Genomic DNA, 16806 nt, shown 5'->3' on the forward strand with positions numbered 1-16806 from the left:
AGAAGCAACAAAAAAGCAACCTAAAAAGTCCGGTTCTGGCAATGATGGTGGAGCGATAGGCGTCGTGTTTAGATTAATGGGACTTGCATTGGCCATTGGCGCGCTCGGCATAATTGGCGTTGCTGGTTTCTCTGCCTGGTATTTGAACAAGCTCAATGCTGATCTTCCGGATTATCAGGCGCTGGCGAATTATGCGCCGCCGGTGACGACGCGGGTTTATGCGGGTGACGGATCACTGGTCGCTGAATTCGCTCGCGAGCGTCGGCTTTTTGTTCCGATTGAATCGATGCCGGATCACGTGAAATACGCATTCGTATCCGCCGAAGACAAAACTTTCTACGAGCATGGCGGGATTGATCTGCGCGGTATTACCCGCGCTCAATTGTCGAATATCAGTAACGTGCTTAGAGGCCGCCGTCTTGAGGGTGGTTCAACCATCACGCAGCAGGTTGCCAAAAACTTCCTTTTGACCAGCGAGCAGCGCATCGAGCGTAAACTGCGCGAGATGCTGATCGCGCGTAAAATGGAACGCACCTATACAAAAGACCATATTCTCGAACTTTACCTCAACGAGATTTATCTAGGGAATCGCTCTTATGGTGTAGCGGCGGCGGCCCTGAACTATTTTGATAAATCGCTCAGTGACCTTTCAATTGCTGAAGCGGCTTACCTTGCTGCGATTACCAAAGGGCCGAGTAATTACCATCCGATCCATAATGAATCGCGCGCGGTAGAGCGTCGAAATTGGGTTATCGGACGCTTGCGCGACGATGGTCACATCACGCCAGATCAAGCCGAGGAAGCGCGCGCGCAGCCATTGGGCGCACAAATCGCGCCACCACTTGGTGCGCGTGATTGGACCATGGAATATTTTGCCGAAGAAGTCCGTAAGCGGATTGTGGATCTCTATGGCGTTGAGGCCCTTTATGATGGGGGGCTATCCGTCCGGACATCAATTGACCCGCATCTTCAGAAAAAAGCTGGTGAGGCCCTACGAAAATGGCTCGTGACCTATGACCAACGTCATGGGTGGCGCGGCGCAATTAGCTCGATGGACGTCACTGATGACTGGGCGGAAGTATTTTCCGAAAAGATCGACGAGCTGCGGAATGCGCGTAAGGTCTCTGATGACATGGCACCGTGGCGGCCAGCATTGGTTCTTTCGGCGAATACTGAAGCGGCAAAAATTGGTTTCCCTGATGGTGAAGAAGCATCGATACCGCTCGAGCACCTGACTTGGGCGCGCCAATATATTTCTGCAAATGATCTGGGTGAAGAGATTACCGCTGCGTCTGCGGTCCTGTCGCGCGGGGACGTCGTTTATGTAGAGCGCGTTCAGGAAGGCACAGATGTCTACGCATTGCGTCAGGCACCAGCGGTTAATGGTGGTCTCATTGCCATTGATCCGCACACGGGCCGCGTTGTGGCGATGGTCGGTGGTTTCTCCTTCCAGCAATCGGAGTTCAACCGTGCGGTTCAGGCAGAACGTCAGCCCGGCTCGACGTTCAAGCCGTTTGTTTATTCTGTTGCGCTTGATAGCGGTTATACGCCGGCGTCAATCGTTCTTGATGCGCCATTCGTCGCCCCAAGTCTCGATAGCTGGTATAAACCGGGCAATTATATTGCGGGCCGCTATTACGGTGAGAGCACGCTAAGGCTGGGCATTGAGCAATCACGAAATGCGATGACCGCGCGCCTGGCGCAAGATCTCGGCATCGGGCGCATCATCGATTACGTGAACAAGTTCAATCTGTCTGACAGCTTGCCGCGCGAATTGGCAATTTCCCTCGGAGCCGGGGAGACAACCCTGATGCGGATTACGGCCGGGTATTCGGTGTTTGTAAATGGCGGCAAGAGTGTCGATCCAGTTTTCATCGATCGTATTCAGGACCGCACGGGCAAAACCATCTACAAGCGCGATACACGGAATTGCCCATCCTGTAATGCAGAGTTTTGGTCCGGCCAGTCAGAGCCACAACTTTTGGACACGCGGGACCAAGTCATTGATCCGCGTACGGCATATCAGGTTACATCTTTACTCGAAGGGGTTGTTATTCGCGGCACAGGTTCTGCCATTCGACGTGCGACGAACAAGCCACTCGCGGGTAAGACAGGCACCACCAACGATTATAAAGATGCGTGGTTTGTCGGGTTCTCGCCAGATTTGGCAGCGGGCGTATATGTCGGTTTCGATTTGCCGCAAACTTTGGGGCAGGGTGAAGCGGGCGGCAAAGTCGCAGCGCCGATCTTTGCGGACTTCATGGTCGAGGCACTAAAAGACGAAGCCGGTATCCCGTTCCGGGTTCCCTCTGGTGTGCGGCTTGTTCGGGTCAATGCGAAAACGGGTCGACCGGCAACTGGTGGTGATCGCAATGTCATCCTTGAGGCCTTCAAAGCCGATGATGTGATTGGCGCTGACCCAACGCGGGACGAGTTATCGCTTGATCCTCTAAGTGCGGCACCACGGGCCGAAGATGCGCAGGACGATTTGAACGGTCTTTACTAGAAGGCCGTATTCACCCTATATCCAACGACCGCGGCAACAATACGTTGCTGCGCCACGTACTATTTGCAGGAGAGAGCGCAGATGCGCGCTGAATTGGAATCCCTCGTTGAGGAAATTAAGCAGTCGATGGAACTGCTGAGGAGGCGTCTTTGACTGGGATGCAGCCAAAAGAGAACTCGACGAACTAAACGCTCGTTCAGAAGACCCGACGCTTTGGGATAATCCCGAAGAGGCACAAGCGCTGATGCAAAAGCGCACCTCGCTTGAAAACCAGATGAACGCCGTTGGCAATTTCGAAAGTGAACTCGAAGACCTGACCGCGCTCGCTGAAATGGCGACCGAAGAAGGCGATGAGGAAAGTCTCGACGAAACGCAGGAGTTGATGACTGCGTTGCGCGACAAAGCGCAGAACGCCGAGATCGAAGCGCTTTTATCGGGTGAAGCCGACGGCAATGATTGCTTTGTTGAAATCCATCCGGGTGCCGGCGGTACAGAGTCCAATGACTGGGCGTCGATGTTACTTCGAATGTATGTGCGTTGGGCCGGACAGCGCGGCTATAAGGTTGATGTGATTGAGCAGCAGCCCGGTGACGAAGCTGGCATCAAATCGGCGACGATCCAGATTAAGGGGCACAACGCCTATGGCTGGATGAAGACGGAGTCGGGGGTTCACCGGCTCGTGCGCATTTCGCCTTATGATTCTAATGCGCGGCGTCACACTTCGTTTGCATCCGTCTGGGTTTATCCCGTGATCGACGATAAAATTGATATTGAAATCAACGAAAGCGAATGCCGGATCGATACGTTCCGCGCTTCGGGCGCTGGTGGGCAGCACGTCAACACGACGGACTCTGCTGTGCGGATAACCCATATTCCGACCAATATCGTGGTTCAGTGCCAGAATGAGCGGTCGCAGCATAAAAACCGCGCAACCGCTTGGAACATGTTGCGCGCTCGGCTTTATGAGCTGGAGTTACAAAAGCGCGAAGAGGCGGCCTCCGCCGAGGCGGCGTCAAAAACTGATATTGGTTGGGGGCACCAGATCCGGTCTTATGTGCTCCAGCCCTATCAGCTTGTGAAAGATACGCGCACGCAAGTTGAACATCAGGACCCAGATGCGGTTTTGAATGGTGCAGTCGACGGATTTATGAGTGCTGCACTTGCACAACGTGTTGGTGGTGACGCGGCTTAGAAAGCTGCGCCGCCGCGCAATCTTGCGCTCAAAATATTAGTGAAAATATAAGAAAATTTACCTCTTGTTAACCAAGGTTAACAGGGTGTTAAATCGTGAAAATGGTTAACGCGTTTTGTTGTTGACCTAAAGGCAATTTAGGCGTTCGATAGTCCTTATAGGTACTATCCCCTCCTTGTACCGACGAAATGGTGAAGCAGACGAAGGAGCATTGAATAGGCTTGCCGCTAGCGGCAATTGTTACATGGATCCCGACCCACGCAACAGAACATACTCGGAAAAATAGCGAAGTCTGGTTTGCTGGCTAAGGATAAATGGGAAGGGCGCGATCGCAGCACGCGATCGCGCCTTTTTTTGTCATTACTTTCTATAATCAAGCGGTGGTTCGCGGTCACCAAGAAGCGACTTATATTTATAGTTTTCGCCACGCGCTTCTTCGAATTCTTCGCGGGCGGCTTCCAGCAGATCTTTGTTGGTGTACAGCTCAATCGCACCAAGCGTCATCGCTTTTGCGGCAATTTGCGCACCTTTATATCCGATCGACGTTCCGCTTGCGGCAACGGCTTGCCAGCTATGCGAGGATGTTCCTGGAACCCAGGTTGCCGTGCGGATGCCGACAGTTGGGGTCGCATAAGAAACATCGCCGACATCAGTCGAACCATAGCCGAGAGAGCGCGAATAGGGTTGAATTTCTTTTTCGCTGCCCAAGTCGAGGCGAGGGTCGTCAAATGATTTTCGTATCTCTTTGGCGAATTTTTTCTCCGCAGGGGTATAATTTATACCACCCACTTCACGGAGTTTTTGGTCCATCATTTTTGCCAATGTTTCATTGACCAAAAGCGGATTGTTGCCGTGGATAACTTCCCATTCAACTTCGGTTCCGGTGCCGAGCGCCGCACCGCGCGCTGCATCTTCGACACGCTCCCAAATTGCTTCAACGCCGTCCGCGTCAGGGTGACGGACATAATAAAATACTTCCGCGAAATCCGGCACAACATTCGGTGCCAATCCGCCTTGTGTAATCACATAGTGAATACGTGATTGTTGCGGTACGTGCTCGCGCATCAGGTTGACCATATTGTTGAACGCTTCGACCCCATCAAGGGCTGAGCGTGCGCGGTGCGGTGCGCCAGCGGCATGTGCGGAAACACCGCTAAACCGGAATTTTGCAGATCGATTGGCGAGGGTGGTTCTCGCGGCGGCGGAGTTCTCGTCTCCCGCATGCCAATGAAGCGCAATGTCTACATCGTCGAAAAGGCCGGCACGTACCATGTAAACTTTACCGCTGCCGCCTTCTTCGGCAGGCGTGCCATATAGACGGATGCGTCCGGGTGTGCCGGTTTCTTCAAGCCATTCAGCGATTGAGATTGCCGCCGTCAAAGAGCCTGCGCCGAACAGATTGTGGCCGCATGCGTGACCTGCTGCTTTTCCGTCAATAGGTGAACGGTTTGGTGAAGCGTCCTGATTGATGCCGGGAAGGGCGTCGAACTCGGCGAGGATCCCGATTACCGGTCCGCCCGTGCCAAATTCTGCGGTGAAGGCAGTCGGAATATCTGCGACCCCTTTGGTGATTTTGAAGCCAGCCGCTTTCAGGCGGTCTTGCAATAATTCAGATGACCGCTCTTCCTGATAACCAACTTCTGCCCATTCCCACAATTTTTGGGCGACCATCGCAGTGTCATCGTATTTCGCATCAATTTTTTTGAGGACATTTTCATCAGCATTCGCAACTACTGGAATAACAGCAAGTGCAACAGACAAAAGCCAGCGTTTCATGGTGTTCCCTTCGATTATTGAATCAATGGGAATAGTGCCATGAAAACCGGCTTGTTGTCATGATTTCTGAGTATATTTTGAGTATCTCTATTGTGATAGGCGGCAACATAAATTGAAGCCGCCTATGCGTTTTGGTTATACACCGAATTTATATTCGAGATTGATTCCAAAGCTCTCGGCGTTGGATGTATCGAATTCATAGTGGGTGTAATCGGCGCGGATGGCCATGGATTCAGTGAGGTCATAGGCCGCAGATGCACCGACCGCAAAACCGTCATCGGATCCGCCGAAGACCAATTCGTTGCCGCCCACGGTCGCAACAGTTGAATCGATTTCAGCGAACGCATAACCGGCTCGGGCGGAAACGTCGAAGCGATCACTCAAAGGCATGGTTGCGCGGCCATAAAAACCAATCAGGTAATCAAGGCCGAGATCGCCGGGACCGGCGATAACATCGTCGAAATCACTATCTTCGTTGTCGTCGAGGTCGAAATCATCTTCGTCGCCATCAAAATCAAACTCGCCATTATCAATGCCGAAACTGGCGTCGGCTTCGACGCCGAAATTAGGGTGTAACTGCCAGCCAGCGCGGGCTGTGATGGCGCTTACATGTGCGTCGCCACCAAGGTCTTCATCGAAATCGAGATAGTTGTATCCCCCTGAAAGATAGGGGCCGGTTGTTTCGGTTGGTCCATTATAGTTTTGAGCATTTGCTGTTGCGCCAAAAAGAGCAGCACCTGCGGCTATCGCAGCCGAGTTCAGCAGAAACGTCGATTTATCCAAAGACATAGTACCTCCAATACGCATTTCATTACTTGCTCGTGTGGTCCCAACAGGGATGGAGGAGAACGGTTTCATTGATTTTTGTTAGGATGTAATCGGCGGTATCACCGAAGAAAATTTGCGTAGCACGGCAAATTTGGTCAGATTATCCAAAAATATCAGGGAGATAATTTTATGACCGGAGCTTCCTCTGGCGCAGCGATGCAGCAAAAGGGCTTTCTGGGATGGGTCGAACGGACGGGCAATCGCTTGCCTGATCCGGTCTTCATCTTCTTCTATCTTATCATTGTTCTCGTTGCGATCAGTATCGTTGCGGCATTAGCTGGATTGTCCGCGCCGCATCCGACGCAAACCGTGGCGGGTACGGATGACCCCTATATCATTGAGGCCGTAAGCCTTTTATCGGCAGAAAATATCCAGAGGCTTTGGGTCGATATGCCGAAGACGTTCACCCATTTCCACCCGCTTGGTTACGTGCTTGTTGTGATGTTGGGAGCCGGTGTTGCTGAACGAACTGGCCTGTTCGGTACGGCAATGCGCGCTGCGGTTCGAAATGCGCCGAAATTCCTCTTGACGCCAATGGTCGCTTTGGTCGCGATGGTGGGCAATCTGGCCGCTGATGCCGCTTATGTTGTTCTCATTCCATTAGCTGGCGTTCTGTTTGCGGCGGCGGGGCGTCATCCCATCGCGGGGATTGCCGCTGCTTTTGCGGGGGTATCGGGTGGTTTTTCCGCGAATTTACTGCCTGGCCAGCTTGATGCTTTGCTGTTCGGTATCACCGAATCAGCGGCTGAATCGATTGTTCCTGCATGGGACGCCAATATTGCCGGTAACTGGTATTTCATCTTTGTGATGACGTTTATTTTTCTCCCCATCATTTGGTTCGTAACAGATAAAATTATTGAGCCACGCATGGGCGGCTATGAGCCACAAGGGCCAGCGGGTGAGATGGTCAAAGACGGCGATAAGCCGCTGACGCAAGAACAAAAAAGCGGCCTTGCCCGAGCAGGCATCGCAGCATTGTTGGTTTGTGCATTGTGGCTTTTCTTTACGATCGGGCCGGGCACACCGCTAATTGACGAAACGGCGCGACCAGAAGCGCGATTATCGCCGTTCTATAAATCGCTTGTGGCCGGGTTTCTGGTCCTGTTTTTGGTAACAGGCTGGGCCTATGGTGCTGCTGCGGGAACGGTTAAAGGGCATCGCGACATTGTCCGTATGATGAGCGAGGCGATGGCCGATCTTGCATATTATCTTGTTCTTGCATTTGCCGCTGCGCATTTCGTTGCGATGTTTGCGTGGTCAAATCTCGGCTTGATCTTCGCCGTGCAAGGCGCTGATGTCATCGAATCGTCGGGTATGCCGATGCCGATCACACTCGCTTTGCTTGTTTTATTGACTGGCGTGGTCAATCTGTTCGTTGGTTCTGCCAGCGCAAAATGGGCGCTGTTAGCACCGGTTATGATCCCGATGTTGATGCTGTTGGGAATTAGTCCTGAAATGACAACGGCAACCTATCGCGTAGGTGATTCCGCGACCAATATCATCACGCCGTTGATGGTCTATTTCCCATTGATCCTGACATTCTGTCAGCGTTGGCAAAAAGGATTTGGCCTCGGAAGCCTGACAGCGACGATGTTACCATATTCAGCATTCCTGATGGTCGGCGGCTTAATTCTGGTGATGGCGTGGGTTGCGCTCGGTCTTCCGCTTGGGCCGGGAGCACCGCTCGAATACACCTTGCCGCAGCAATAAACAAAAAAAAACGCCCGCTCTCGAGCGGGCGTTTTAATTTTATCGTGTAGTAGGATTTTAGGCGACACTGACTTCCGGTGCAGATTCCGGCAGGTCCTCGCCAAAGGCACGCTGATAAAATTCAGCAACCGTTGGCCGTTCAAGTTCGTCGCATTTATTCAAGAACGTAACCCGGAAAGCGTAACCGATATTTTGGAATATTTCTGCGTTCTGGGCCCAGGTAATGACGGTACGGGGGCTCATGACAGTAGAAATATCACCAGCGATAAACGCATTCCGCGTCATGTCCGCAACACGGACCATTGCGTCGATCGCTTTGCGACCTTCCTCGGAATCGTAAAGCGGCACTTTGGCTATGACAATTTCTGTCTCCTCGTCATGGGAGAGGTAATTCAGCGTTGTCACCACCGACCAACGGTCCATCTGACCTTGGTTGATTTGCTGGGTACCATGATAAAGCCCGGTCGTATCGCCCAAGCCAATTGTGTTGGTTGTCGCAAATAGCCGGAAATAGGGGTTCGGTGTCAGGACCTTGTTTTGATCGAGTAGGGTCAGTCTGCCTTCAGCCTCAAGAACACGCTGGATGACAAACATCACGTCCGGGCGGCCAGCATCATACTCGTCGAATACAAGTGCAACCGGTCGTTGGAACGCCCACGGAAGAATACCTTCTTTGAAGGCAGTGACCTGAACGCCATTTTCAACCACGATGGCGTCCTTACCGATGAGGTCGATCCGGCTCACATGGCTGTCGAGATTGATCCGGATGCAAGGCCAGTTCAATCGCGCGGCGACCTGTTCGATATGGGTTGATTTACCGGTGCCGTGGAAGCCCTGAACCATGACGCGTCGGTTATGCGCAAAGCCAGCCAGAATCGCCATCGTCGTTTCAGGGTCAAACCGGTAGGACTCATCAACCGGCGGAACATAGGAGTTCGGCTTGGAAAAAGCGGGAATTTCAATATCGAGATTTACGCCAAATGTCTTTTTGGCCGACACCATTGTGTCTGGCTTTTCGAGGAAAGTATCATCAGAAATTACGGTCATGGACAGTATGCTCTTTATCTTTTGCACATGCGAGCGCGGACCCTCGCGCGAAAGGGCCCTTCTGACAAGGGCCAAAGGCATATCTGACCTCTTGTGAAGAGCGAACAAATTGACGCGCACACGGCGTCGCGAAGGCGTCCGCGAGATTATAGCGGCACCTAGGGTGCCGCTCCATAGGGGGCGCAGGCTAGACGAACTGCGCTTTTTTCAAAATCGTATGGGCTTTGACGACCTCTGAGAGCTGTTCTTCGGCGCTACGGTCGCCACCATTGGAATCAGGGTGGAAGCGCCGCACAAGCTCCGCATAGCGCCGCCGAATCTCGGAACTGGTGGCGTTATATTGTAAGGCCATCGTGTCAAAGGCACCGACTTGAAGTTTGGTCAGTTTTTTGCCGCCGCGGTAATGGCCACGTTCTTCGGCGCGCTCTTTGACAGATTCGGCCATCAGCCCGAATGCGTCATCCGCATCGGCCGGGCCACGGGCATTCGCCGCCGCGCGGGCACGATCATTCTTACCCATCGACCACGTGGGTCGGTCACCATACTGGGCGGCCTGACGGACTTTGGCGGCTTCGTCTTCGGATAGGCCGTCAAAATAGTTCCAATTGCGGTTATGATCCCGCGCATGAGCAAGGCACAGCCAAATCCGGGCCCTAGGCTCCCGCGGCGATTTCGGCAGGCTACAGGCAGCCTTTTCGTCACAGTCGGTAGCTGCGCATGAGTGATCACCAGGCTCCGACCAAGCCGGCGCTTTTTTGGTTCTGCCGGGTGGTTTAACTCTGATGTCAAATCCCAGCCGCGGTTTGTATTCTTTACGTGTCATAGCCCTAATATGATGCGGGTTGCGTCTTGACACAATCTTGACGTTTGTGCCCTTTATGGTGTGACTGGGGACATGTCAGTTTCAGAAAAAATCCGCAACAAATTAATTCACTCGCTAGAGCCTGAGCGGGTCGAGGTCATTGATGAATCCCATTTGCATGCCGGCCATGCAGGCGCGCGGGAGGGCGGTGAGTCACATTTTCGTGTGCTCATTGTCTCAAAGCAGTTTGAAGGCGCGTCCCGAGTCGCTAGGCAACGAATGGTCAATTCGATATTACGCGAAGAACTTGCGGGGCCGGTTCATGCCCTTGCAATGAAAACCCTCACGCCGCAGGAATTCGCGAAAGAAGAATAAGTCAGCGCGCTTTGATAAAAGAAAATAGAGAATAATAATGGAAATATCAGGTGCGCCGGCGACCTATGGGTTAGTGATCGCAAATATAATTGCGAGCGTTTACGGCCTTTCATTTGACCGCGGTTTCGTCGGGAGCTTCCTGTTCAATGTCGGTGCGCTAAAGAACGCGAAACAGCATTATCGGATATTCACGTCGTCATTCCTGCATGGAGATTATTTCCATCTCCTGTTCAACATGATGACGCTTTTGATTTTCGGTCCGGTGGTCGAAATTGCACTCGGCACGGATGGATTTCTGGTCGTCTATTTTGGCGCTATTCTCGCAAGCGGTATCGTCTCGTTCTACGTTAATCGCGATAATCTCAATTATAGCTCTCTTGGTGCGTCCGATGGGGTCTCTGGTGTGATCCTCGCCTTTTGTATGTTCGCGCCATTTACGCCGATCTATTTTCTGTTCGTGCCTTTTGGTATTCCGGCCTTTCTCTATGGCGGGTTATTTATTCTGATCTCAGCCAAGATGGTGGGGACTGGTGGCCGAACTGCGCATGAGGGGCATTTGGGTGGCGCGTTGGCTGGGGTTGTGTTGACCCTGTTAATGCGGCCGGACATCCTTACTGGTTTATTCGCTTAATCTAGAATTATCCTGTTCACCAAAAGATCAATTTTTACAGTCCCGTAGTGCGCCAAAAATAGGCCGGGCCCGAGCGTGGTTTTGGTGTTGTGGTCTATTGGGCGGGCTGTGTTATAGTCTGCGCCGTAGTGTTTCTTGGGTAGCCGGGGGATTTTATGGGGCGCGTGAAATTACCGGATGGGGTTCCAGCCGATAATCAAAGTTTATCCTTAGCCAAAAGCGATGAGCCTAACGTACCCGACGTCGCAACCCCTGAATTTAGCGAGACACAAAACAAATCAACGGCAGCCACAAAACCTAATTTTGACGGACAACGCTTTGCTCAAGGACCAGTGAAATCACACGGTCTTCCAAACGATGATGACGATGAGCCTGTGATCCCCGTTTGGGTTCTGATTACGATTGCGATCGTATTTCTTTTGGTCGGGCTGAGTGCCTATCTTATTTCCCATAACAGCCAGCCGATGCCGCTTTGTGCCGATCAGCCGGAGTGGAACCAATATAATTGCAAGGTGCGTTAAAAGACTGCGCGGTTGCCCGCTGAACGCAAAAGATCCGCGCAATATTTAAACAGTGCGGGCGGTGGTGTTTTCGCGCTCTTTCAGAATTTTGCGGTAGGCATAATTGACCTTTTGGGTCGCAAGCACGGCTGCCTTTTCGATATCTTCATCAAGGCAGAGTGAAGCCAGCGCATCAGGATGCACCGCCTTTATACGAGCTTTATAGGCCGCGCGAATTTCGTCGAGCCCAGCGTCAGGCGATACACGCAAAAGCGAGTAGGGATCACCGGTCTCCTTTGCGGACTTTCTTATCTCGCTTTGAGGATTGGTTTTGTCGTCAAAATTGCGGCTTTTCGTGTCCGGTTTTTGCTCTTCGGAGGGAAGTTCCAAAATTGAGGCGATCTGGCTTTTCGCGACGATAATCGTGTCGCCGCTCTCAAGCCGTATCGGAATAAACGCGCGTTGATCGTTCAACAAATCTGATGCGCGCTCACCAAGGCTTGCGAAAATTGTCGCTGCCATTGGCTCGCGATCGCCCGTAAGGCGCAACTGGACGTTAATCTCATTACGATGACGGAAGGTGCGCGCTTTGCTGTCAAAGGTACTCATATCGGCCTCTTACCGTCCTGATTGGACGGGTTCAGCCAAGGCGATGCAATCGGCTTGCCAATTTAACCTTTATGGAAATTAACGATCTTTTGGCGGGCTATTCATCCAACGCAACAGGTATTTAGTCGGAAACGCCCATGCGACCCCAGCGATGATATAATAGGGGACCAGCAATAATTGGTTAAAGGGAATGCGTTCGCCCAGCGCCGCTGCCGCAAAAAAATAGAGCGCAAGCGCGGGCAGAAAGAGGGCAAATCCGATCAGTTTTTTGACGCGCGGTTGCATGTCGCAGGTTCAATTCCGTTGGCTTCCGGTTGGCGCGACGCGGGGTCGCGGGCAGGCGGAGGCTAAATGTCTTAAAGCATGAGCAGACGCATCTAGCAGCAAATTGGCTGCTTCGCAAAAAATAGGAAAAGGACTGAGAGATCGCTGAAATGACACAGGCAGGTGCATCATCCCCCGCGGCGGCGCGCCGTATTGCGATTTGGCTATTGGTCATGTGTGGCCTTGTTGCGCTGATGATCATTGTCGGCGGAGCGACGCGGCTAACGGATTCCGGTTTGTCGATTACCGAATGGCGGCCGGTCACCGGCGCAATTCCGCCACTGAATGAAGCGCATTGGCTCAGCGAATTCGAAAAATACAAAACCATTCCTGAATATGAAGAAGTCAATTACGGAATGACTCTGCAGGAGTTCAAAGCGATTTACTGGTGGGAGTGGGGGCATCGCTTTCTTGGTCGTTTAATCGGTATTGCCTTTCTGGTGCCGATGGTTGTTTTCATGGCAACCGGTCAGGTGAAAAAACCACTTGCGCTGAAATTGCTCGGATTGTTCGTACTCGGCGGGCTACAGGGTGTGCTCGGTTGGTGGATGGTCAGCTCAGGGCTTGCCGACCGTGTGGATGTTAGTCAGTACCGGTTAGCGGCGCATCTATCGCTTGCGGTAATTGTATTCGCGGCGCAGTTCTGGTTGGCGCTGGATCTTTGGCCCGTCAAAACACTGGTGGTGGAACCAAAACTCCGTATAGGCGCGATTGCACTGTCGATTGGTATCTTTGCGCAAATGATCTTGGGGGCTTTTGTTGCGGGGCTACGCGCGGGCCGCACGTTTAATACATGGCCCTTAATGGATGGAAAAATTATCCCGGACGGATATTTTACGGCGCATCCGCGATTTCACGATCTGTTTGAAACCATGGCGGCAGTGCAATTTAATCACCGCTTGGGCGCATATTTGCTTGCGGGTGCCGTTCTTTGGTTTTGGCTCGCCGCACGAAATTCCACGCTCAAGCGGCGCACGAACATGCTGGCAGCAATGATCGGCCTACAAATTTTATTGGGAATCTGGACGGTACTCGCGGCAACGCCGATTGGCCTTGGCTTGGCGCATCAGGCCGGTGCAATTCTTGTTTTTGCAGCCAGCCTATATGTTACGCATGGTGCGCGCGATCATTCCGGTTGATAATTTGTCGGAATTTTAAGCCCATCTTCCGGCGTTTCTGCCAATTTCCCGCGCGGGGAGATCGGGTCGCCAACCGCAACAGAAAGCCCGTTCATCAGACTATTGCCGGGGACGAGGCGAACCAATGGTTCATTCGCGCTATCGGCAATGCCAAAGGCAGCAACGCCGTTACGGTAGATCGCGCCGAGATTAGTGCTCGTCGCGTTGAACACATTGGCGTTTCCGGTCGCCGGCTGATTACTGGCGTCGTTGAATGAGATGACCCCAAGCGCCAAACCGGAATTTCGATCAAAGGCGTGAAGGTGACCGGTCGATTTATCGAGCAATAAAAGCTGGCCCGTGATGGCGCTATCCTCGCCGCTTGTACTGGCCAGAACGACAATATCACCGGCATCGGCAATTTCGCCTTCAGCGAAGGGGGTGTCGAAAGCCGTTTCATCAGTAAGGCGATATATTGCACCAGAGGTGCTTGCCAAAATGGCTGTGCCATCGACATCGACCGTACAACTCACCAAATCGTCCGGCGTATCAATTGTGGCCTCGTTCGCAACACGGATGCCTTCGCTACCAGCAGCAAGATTGAATACCTGAAGCTTTGCTTTCTGAATTACGAAAAGCGTCGGCGCATTTTCTGACGGAGCGCGACCGAGACAAAATCCACGGACGGCCCCTCTGATTTCCGGCCCGGTTTCGAGCGGGATAAAGGCTCTCGACGCATTGTCGATACCGTAAAAACGGAACGCGCTTTCATCCGTATCAAGAAAGGTTACAAAGCCTGCTGCCTGTGACCCAAAGCCCGCATAACCGACCGCTAGCCCTTGCGCTTTATGATCCCCAATCCGGGAAACCGCATTCCCATCTTCCATATTATAGGAGGTCACACCGCTATCGTTCGCGACAATCAATGTGCCGTTGAATGAGAGGGTGGGGTGGTCCCAAAAGGCGAGGCCGGTCGCTTCGCCACCGAGCCCTGGGAGTTCGTCACTGAAATTGACTGCGACATCTACAACTGGAACGGGTTTTTCGACTATTTCTTCGCGTTTTTGGTCGCATCCGCTGATGAGTAATAACCCGGAAAACGCGAATATAGAGGCGATAGCACAATTTTTACGCAAGATAATGCTCCTGTTGGTGGCCATGAATTTTGGGCAGGCACGGCTCTGCCAATCGATCGGCAAATACAGGAATGAAGAAAATTGTCCTAATATTCAATGGGTTTACAGCGAATTCAGGAAACTTGCGATGTTTTCCATACCTAACAGACGGATGTTCCATGCAGCAAAACTGCCACTCCTCACTACAAAGAATATCCGGTTGGAAAAAATGGTTAACAAAATGTGCGCATAGCGGGCAATTGGTGCTATACTACGACGGTCGCGAGTCTTACGGCAGTAAGGTGCGATGGGGGGCGTTGGGAGGTTTGAGACTATGAAGAAACTCGTTTTCGGATTAGCGGCGACCTTGGCGGCTTTTGCCGGTAGTGCGCACGCTGTCTATCTCGATTTTGTGGATGAGGCCGCAGGAAATGAACGGGGTGTCGCAGACGGCACAACGATCAATTTCGGCGGATTAGATGTGACGTTCACGTCTTTAAGTGCTGGTGCGTTTTTTGCGTATTTCGATGACTTAGACCAAGGGAAGCCAGCGGGACTTGGTGTTTGCGAAGTTTTAGTTGCGGGTCCGGGATCGGTATGTGCTGACCCGTCGGATGACAATATTCGGGCAGGGGATGCGGTGACTTTGACTTTCGATACCGAGGTCACCGTCAGCAATTTCTCTTTCACGGATGCTGATCATGATGACCTGAATTCAAACAATGTCGATACGCTTTGGATTGCGATCAATGACCCTAATGCATTTGTTCAGTACACGTTTGCTGAAGCGGTCGCGTTGGTGATCGCGGGCGTCGAGCTTATTCGGTTTGCATTTGATGAGGTCGGGAATGGTCGCCAGTTCTATGTGAATGGATTTGAAGCGGAACCCGTACCGGTGCCGACCGCAGCGCCATTGCTCCTTGCAGGACTAGCCGGGCTTGGCTTTGCCGCGCGGCGCAAAAGACGCCACTAAGGATCCACGAATACCGGTCTTAAGCAGTTAGAGCGGGTAGGGGCAAATATTGGGGGAGTCCCTATTCGCTCGACCCGATCTGACTGTAGTTAATTTTCGGTTTGCGCTTGTTTGTTTTTCGACGCTTGCGTGATGCTCGTCAGCCGCCGAAGCGCCTTGCGCCGATCCTGCCAGCGTTTCTTTGCCATGTCCTGCATGTCGACGATCTGGTCTGTCTCATCAACAATCTCTGAGCCCAACAAAGTTTCGATGACATCTTCCATCGTCACAACGCCGGACATACTGCCAAAATCGTCAGTAACCAGCGCAATGTGATCTCGGGTTTCGATAAAATCATTAAATAGCTGGAAAATACTGTAATTTTCAGGAACGGTAACGATATTCCGTTTGAAATCGGCGAGCGTTTTTTCGCCATCATCGTCGATCAGATGCTCAAGAATTTCGTCTTTCAGAACATAGCCAACAAAGTTCTCACTATCAGGGCTTTCGCGCAAGGGAACGCGCGAGAATGTAAGCTCTTCCTGATGGTCATAAAATTCCCGTGCCGTCATGGTTTGCGGCGCGGAGACCGTAACCGTACGCGGGGTCATGATCTGTCGCGCTTTGAAATTTTTGAAATGCAGAATGTTATGGATGAACTCGACTTCGGCTTGATCAAGCGCGCCTTCCTCTGAACCGATCTGCGCCATTGCCAGAAAGTCGGTTCTTGAAAAAATGCTCTGTTCTTTGTTGCGCGTGAAGACACGCGTCGTTAGCTGGCAAAGCCAGACAATCGGCGCGAGAAAGAACAATATGAATTTCAAACTGCGTACGGTGAAGGGCGCGAGCGCCTTCCAGTTTGTAGCGCCAATCGTTTTGGGAATGATCTCCGAAAGGATCAGGATTGCTGCCGTGGTCGCTGCAGGCACGGCAAGGCCGGTAATCAGCGGATTGCTTTCAGCCCAAATTTTTGTGGCTTCCTGACCAACGCCAATCGCGCCGACGGTGTGGCCGATCGTATTCAGCGTCAAAATACCTGCGAGCGGCCTGTCGATGTTATTTTTGAAATTGCTGAGCGTCTCGCCGATTTGGTCTCCGGCATCGAGCTTTACCTTCATATAGGACGGAGAAATGCTCAGCAGGACCGATTCCCAGAGTGAACAGAGAAATGAGACAACAATTGAAACGAGTAAAAACGCGAATAGCGATGTGAGCATGATTGGATTGAAAGCCCGCCCGTTGTTGAAATTGTAGGAACTTTCTATTTAGGCATGATTCAAGCGTTTTTTAGCCTGAAACGGTATCGGCTTGTCGAAATTAG

Annotated in this window: 16 protein-coding genes; 8 read left to right on the forward strand and 8 right to left on the reverse strand. The window is 52.2% G+C overall.

Annotated features, from left to right (window positions below):
• The first annotated feature begins 64 nt into the window (after window positions 1-64).
• Together ABFZ83_RS03100 and prfB are read left to right on the forward strand one after the other, a co-directional pair.
• The gene (locus ABFZ83_RS03100; protein WP_411818797.1) at window positions 65-2506 is read left to right on the forward strand and encodes a penicillin-binding protein 1A; all 2442 of its coding nucleotides are present in this window, start codon (window positions 65-67) and stop codon (window positions 2504-2506) included.
• 81 nt (window positions 2507-2587) lie between these two features.
• Window positions 2588-3698, forward strand: a protein-coding gene (prfB, locus tag ABFZ83_RS03105; protein WP_411817969.1) for a peptide chain release factor 2 whose coding sequence is annotated in 2 segments (ribosomal slippage) — window positions 2588-2656 and window positions 2658-3698 — 1110 coding nt in all. Because the reading frame shifts where the segments join, the coding sequence is not laid out codon by codon here.
• A gap of 360 nt (window positions 3699-4058) precedes the next feature.
• Here the strand turns inward: prfB and ABFZ83_RS03110 are convergent.
• Both ABFZ83_RS03110 and ABFZ83_RS03115 read right to left on the reverse strand, forming a co-directional pair.
• A complete protein-coding gene (locus tag ABFZ83_RS03110; RefSeq protein ID WP_411817970.1) occupies window positions 4059-5474 on the reverse strand; it encodes an amidohydrolase in 1416 nt (471 codons plus the stop codon).
• Between the two features lie 135 nt (window positions 5475-5609).
• Window positions 5610-6263: an outer membrane beta-barrel protein gene (locus ABFZ83_RS03115; RefSeq protein ID WP_411817971.1), complete on the reverse strand. Its 654-nt coding sequence runs from the start codon at window positions 6261-6263 to the stop codon at window positions 5610-5612.
• 168 nt (window positions 6264-6431) lie between these two features.
• Between ABFZ83_RS03115 and ABFZ83_RS03120 the strand changes: the two genes are divergently transcribed.
• Window positions 6432-8012 carry an AbgT family transporter gene (locus ABFZ83_RS03120; RefSeq protein ID WP_411817972.1) on the forward strand — a complete coding sequence of 527 codons (1581 nt, stop codon included), beginning with the start codon at window positions 6432-6434 and terminating at the stop codon, window positions 8010-8012.
• A gap of 57 nt (window positions 8013-8069) precedes the next feature.
• On the opposite strand, the gene cobS is transcribed toward ABFZ83_RS03120, so the two are convergent.
• Both cobS and ABFZ83_RS03130 read right to left on the reverse strand, forming a co-directional pair.
• Complete coding sequence (gene cobS / locus ABFZ83_RS03125) at window positions 8070-9059, reverse strand: cobaltochelatase subunit CobS (RefSeq protein WP_411817973.1); 990 nt, start codon at window positions 9057-9059, stop codon at window positions 8070-8072.
• Window positions 9060-9246: 187 nt separating this feature from the next.
• A complete protein-coding gene (locus tag ABFZ83_RS03130; protein WP_411817974.1) occupies window positions 9247-9882 on the reverse strand; it encodes a J domain-containing protein in 636 nt (211 codons plus the stop codon).
• Between the two features lie 72 nt (window positions 9883-9954).
• Here ABFZ83_RS03130 and ABFZ83_RS03135 point away from each other — a divergent pair, with 72 nt between their 5' ends.
• From ABFZ83_RS03135 to ABFZ83_RS03145, 3 genes are all read left to right on the forward strand, one after another.
• A complete protein-coding gene (locus ABFZ83_RS03135) occupies window positions 9955-10236 on the forward strand; it encodes a BolA family protein (protein WP_411817975.1) in 282 nt (93 codons plus the stop codon).
• A gap of 37 nt (window positions 10237-10273) precedes the next feature.
• On the forward strand, window positions 10274-10867 hold the full coding sequence (locus tag ABFZ83_RS03140; protein ID WP_411817976.1) for a rhomboid family intramembrane serine protease: 594 nt from the start codon (window positions 10274-10276) through the stop codon (window positions 10865-10867).
• A 155-nt stretch (window positions 10868-11022) separates the two neighbouring features.
• Complete coding sequence (locus ABFZ83_RS03145) at window positions 11023-11388, forward strand: hypothetical protein (protein ID WP_411817977.1); 366 nt, start codon at window positions 11023-11025, stop codon at window positions 11386-11388.
• Window positions 11389-11433: 45 nt separating this feature from the next.
• Here ABFZ83_RS03145 and ABFZ83_RS03150 read toward each other — a convergent pair whose 3' ends face one another.
• Together ABFZ83_RS03150 and ABFZ83_RS03155 are read right to left on the reverse strand one after the other, a co-directional pair.
• Entirely contained in the window at window positions 11434-11976 is a 543-nt protein-coding gene (locus ABFZ83_RS03150) for a J domain-containing protein (protein ID WP_411817978.1), read from the reverse strand.
• A 78-nt stretch (window positions 11977-12054) separates the two neighbouring features.
• Window positions 12055-12261, reverse strand: a complete 207-nt coding sequence (locus tag ABFZ83_RS03155) for a DUF2842 domain-containing protein (protein WP_411817979.1) — start codon at window positions 12259-12261, stop codon at window positions 12055-12057.
• Between the two features lie 149 nt (window positions 12262-12410).
• Here ABFZ83_RS03155 and ABFZ83_RS03160 point away from each other — a divergent pair, with 149 nt between their 5' ends.
• Entirely contained in the window at window positions 12411-13439 is a 1029-nt protein-coding gene (locus ABFZ83_RS03160) for a COX15/CtaA family protein (RefSeq protein ID WP_411817980.1), read from the forward strand.
• Here the strand turns inward: ABFZ83_RS03160 and ABFZ83_RS03165 are convergent.
• Window positions 13427-14554, reverse strand: a complete 1128-nt coding sequence (locus ABFZ83_RS03165) for a hypothetical protein (RefSeq protein ID WP_411817981.1) — start codon at window positions 14552-14554, stop codon at window positions 13427-13429. The two genes, ABFZ83_RS03160 and ABFZ83_RS03165, sit on opposite strands and share 13 nt — an antisense overlap.
• 313 nt (window positions 14555-14867) lie before the next feature.
• Between ABFZ83_RS03165 and ABFZ83_RS03170 the strand changes: the two genes are divergently transcribed.
• On the forward strand, window positions 14868-15506 hold the full coding sequence (locus tag ABFZ83_RS03170) for a PEP-CTERM sorting domain-containing protein (RefSeq protein ID WP_411817982.1): 639 nt from the start codon (window positions 14868-14870) through the stop codon (window positions 15504-15506).
• A gap of 89 nt (window positions 15507-15595) precedes the next feature.
• Here ABFZ83_RS03170 and ABFZ83_RS03175 read toward each other — a convergent pair whose 3' ends face one another.
• The gene (locus ABFZ83_RS03175) at window positions 15596-16702 is read right to left on the reverse strand and encodes a CNNM domain-containing protein (protein WP_411817983.1); all 1107 of its coding nucleotides are present in this window, start codon (window positions 16700-16702) and stop codon (window positions 15596-15598) included.
• Between the last annotated feature and the right edge of the window lie 104 nt (window positions 16703-16806).

Origin of the sequence: Hyphococcus formosus, from assembly GCF_046736345.1 — a bacterium.
In the GTDB taxonomy this organism is placed as follows: domain Bacteria; phylum Pseudomonadota; class Alphaproteobacteria; order Caulobacterales; family Parvularculaceae; genus Hyphococcus; species Hyphococcus formosus.

Bases quoted from the DNA above. Each gene is read 5' to 3' on its own strand.
- ABFZ83_RS03120 (WP_411817972.1), top strand. From the start codon at position 6,432: ATGACCGGAGCTTCCTCTGGCGCAGCGATGCAGCAAAAGGGCTTTCTG.
- ABFZ83_RS03170 (WP_411817982.1), top strand. From the start codon at position 14,868: ATGAAGAAACTCGTTTTCGGATTAGCGGCGACCTTGGCGGCTTTTGCC.
- cobS (WP_411817973.1), bottom strand. From the start codon at position 9,059: ATGACCGTAATTTCTGATGATACTTTCCTCGAAAAGCCAGACACAATG.
- ABFZ83_RS03115 (WP_411817971.1), bottom strand. From the start codon at position 6,263: ATGTCTTTGGATAAATCGACGTTTCTGCTGAACTCGGCTGCGATAGCC.
- ABFZ83_RS03160 (WP_411817980.1), top strand. From the start codon at position 12,411: ATGACACAGGCAGGTGCATCATCCCCCGCGGCGGCGCGCCGTATTGCG.
- ABFZ83_RS03150 (WP_411817978.1), bottom strand. From the start codon at position 11,976: ATGAGTACCTTTGACAGCAAAGCGCGCACCTTCCGTCATCGTAATGAG.
- ABFZ83_RS03140 (WP_411817976.1), top strand. From the start codon at position 10,274: ATGGAAATATCAGGTGCGCCGGCGACCTATGGGTTAGTGATCGCAAAT.
- ABFZ83_RS03130 (WP_411817974.1), bottom strand. From the start codon at position 9,882: ATGACACGTAAAGAATACAAACCGCGGCTGGGATTTGACATCAGAGTT.
- ABFZ83_RS03155 (WP_411817979.1), bottom strand. From the start codon at position 12,261: ATGCAACCGCGCGTCAAAAAACTGATCGGATTTGCCCTCTTTCTGCCC.
- ABFZ83_RS03135 (WP_411817975.1), top strand. From the start codon at position 9,955: ATGTCAGTTTCAGAAAAAATCCGCAACAAATTAATTCACTCGCTAGAG.
- ABFZ83_RS03175 (WP_411817983.1), bottom strand. From the start codon at position 16,702: ATGCTCACATCGCTATTCGCGTTTTTACTCGTTTCAATTGTTGTCTCA.
- ABFZ83_RS03145 (WP_411817977.1), top strand. From the start codon at position 11,023: ATGGGGCGCGTGAAATTACCGGATGGGGTTCCAGCCGATAATCAAAGT.
- ABFZ83_RS03110 (WP_411817970.1), bottom strand. From the start codon at position 5,474: ATGAAACGCTGGCTTTTGTCTGTTGCACTTGCTGTTATTCCAGTAGTT.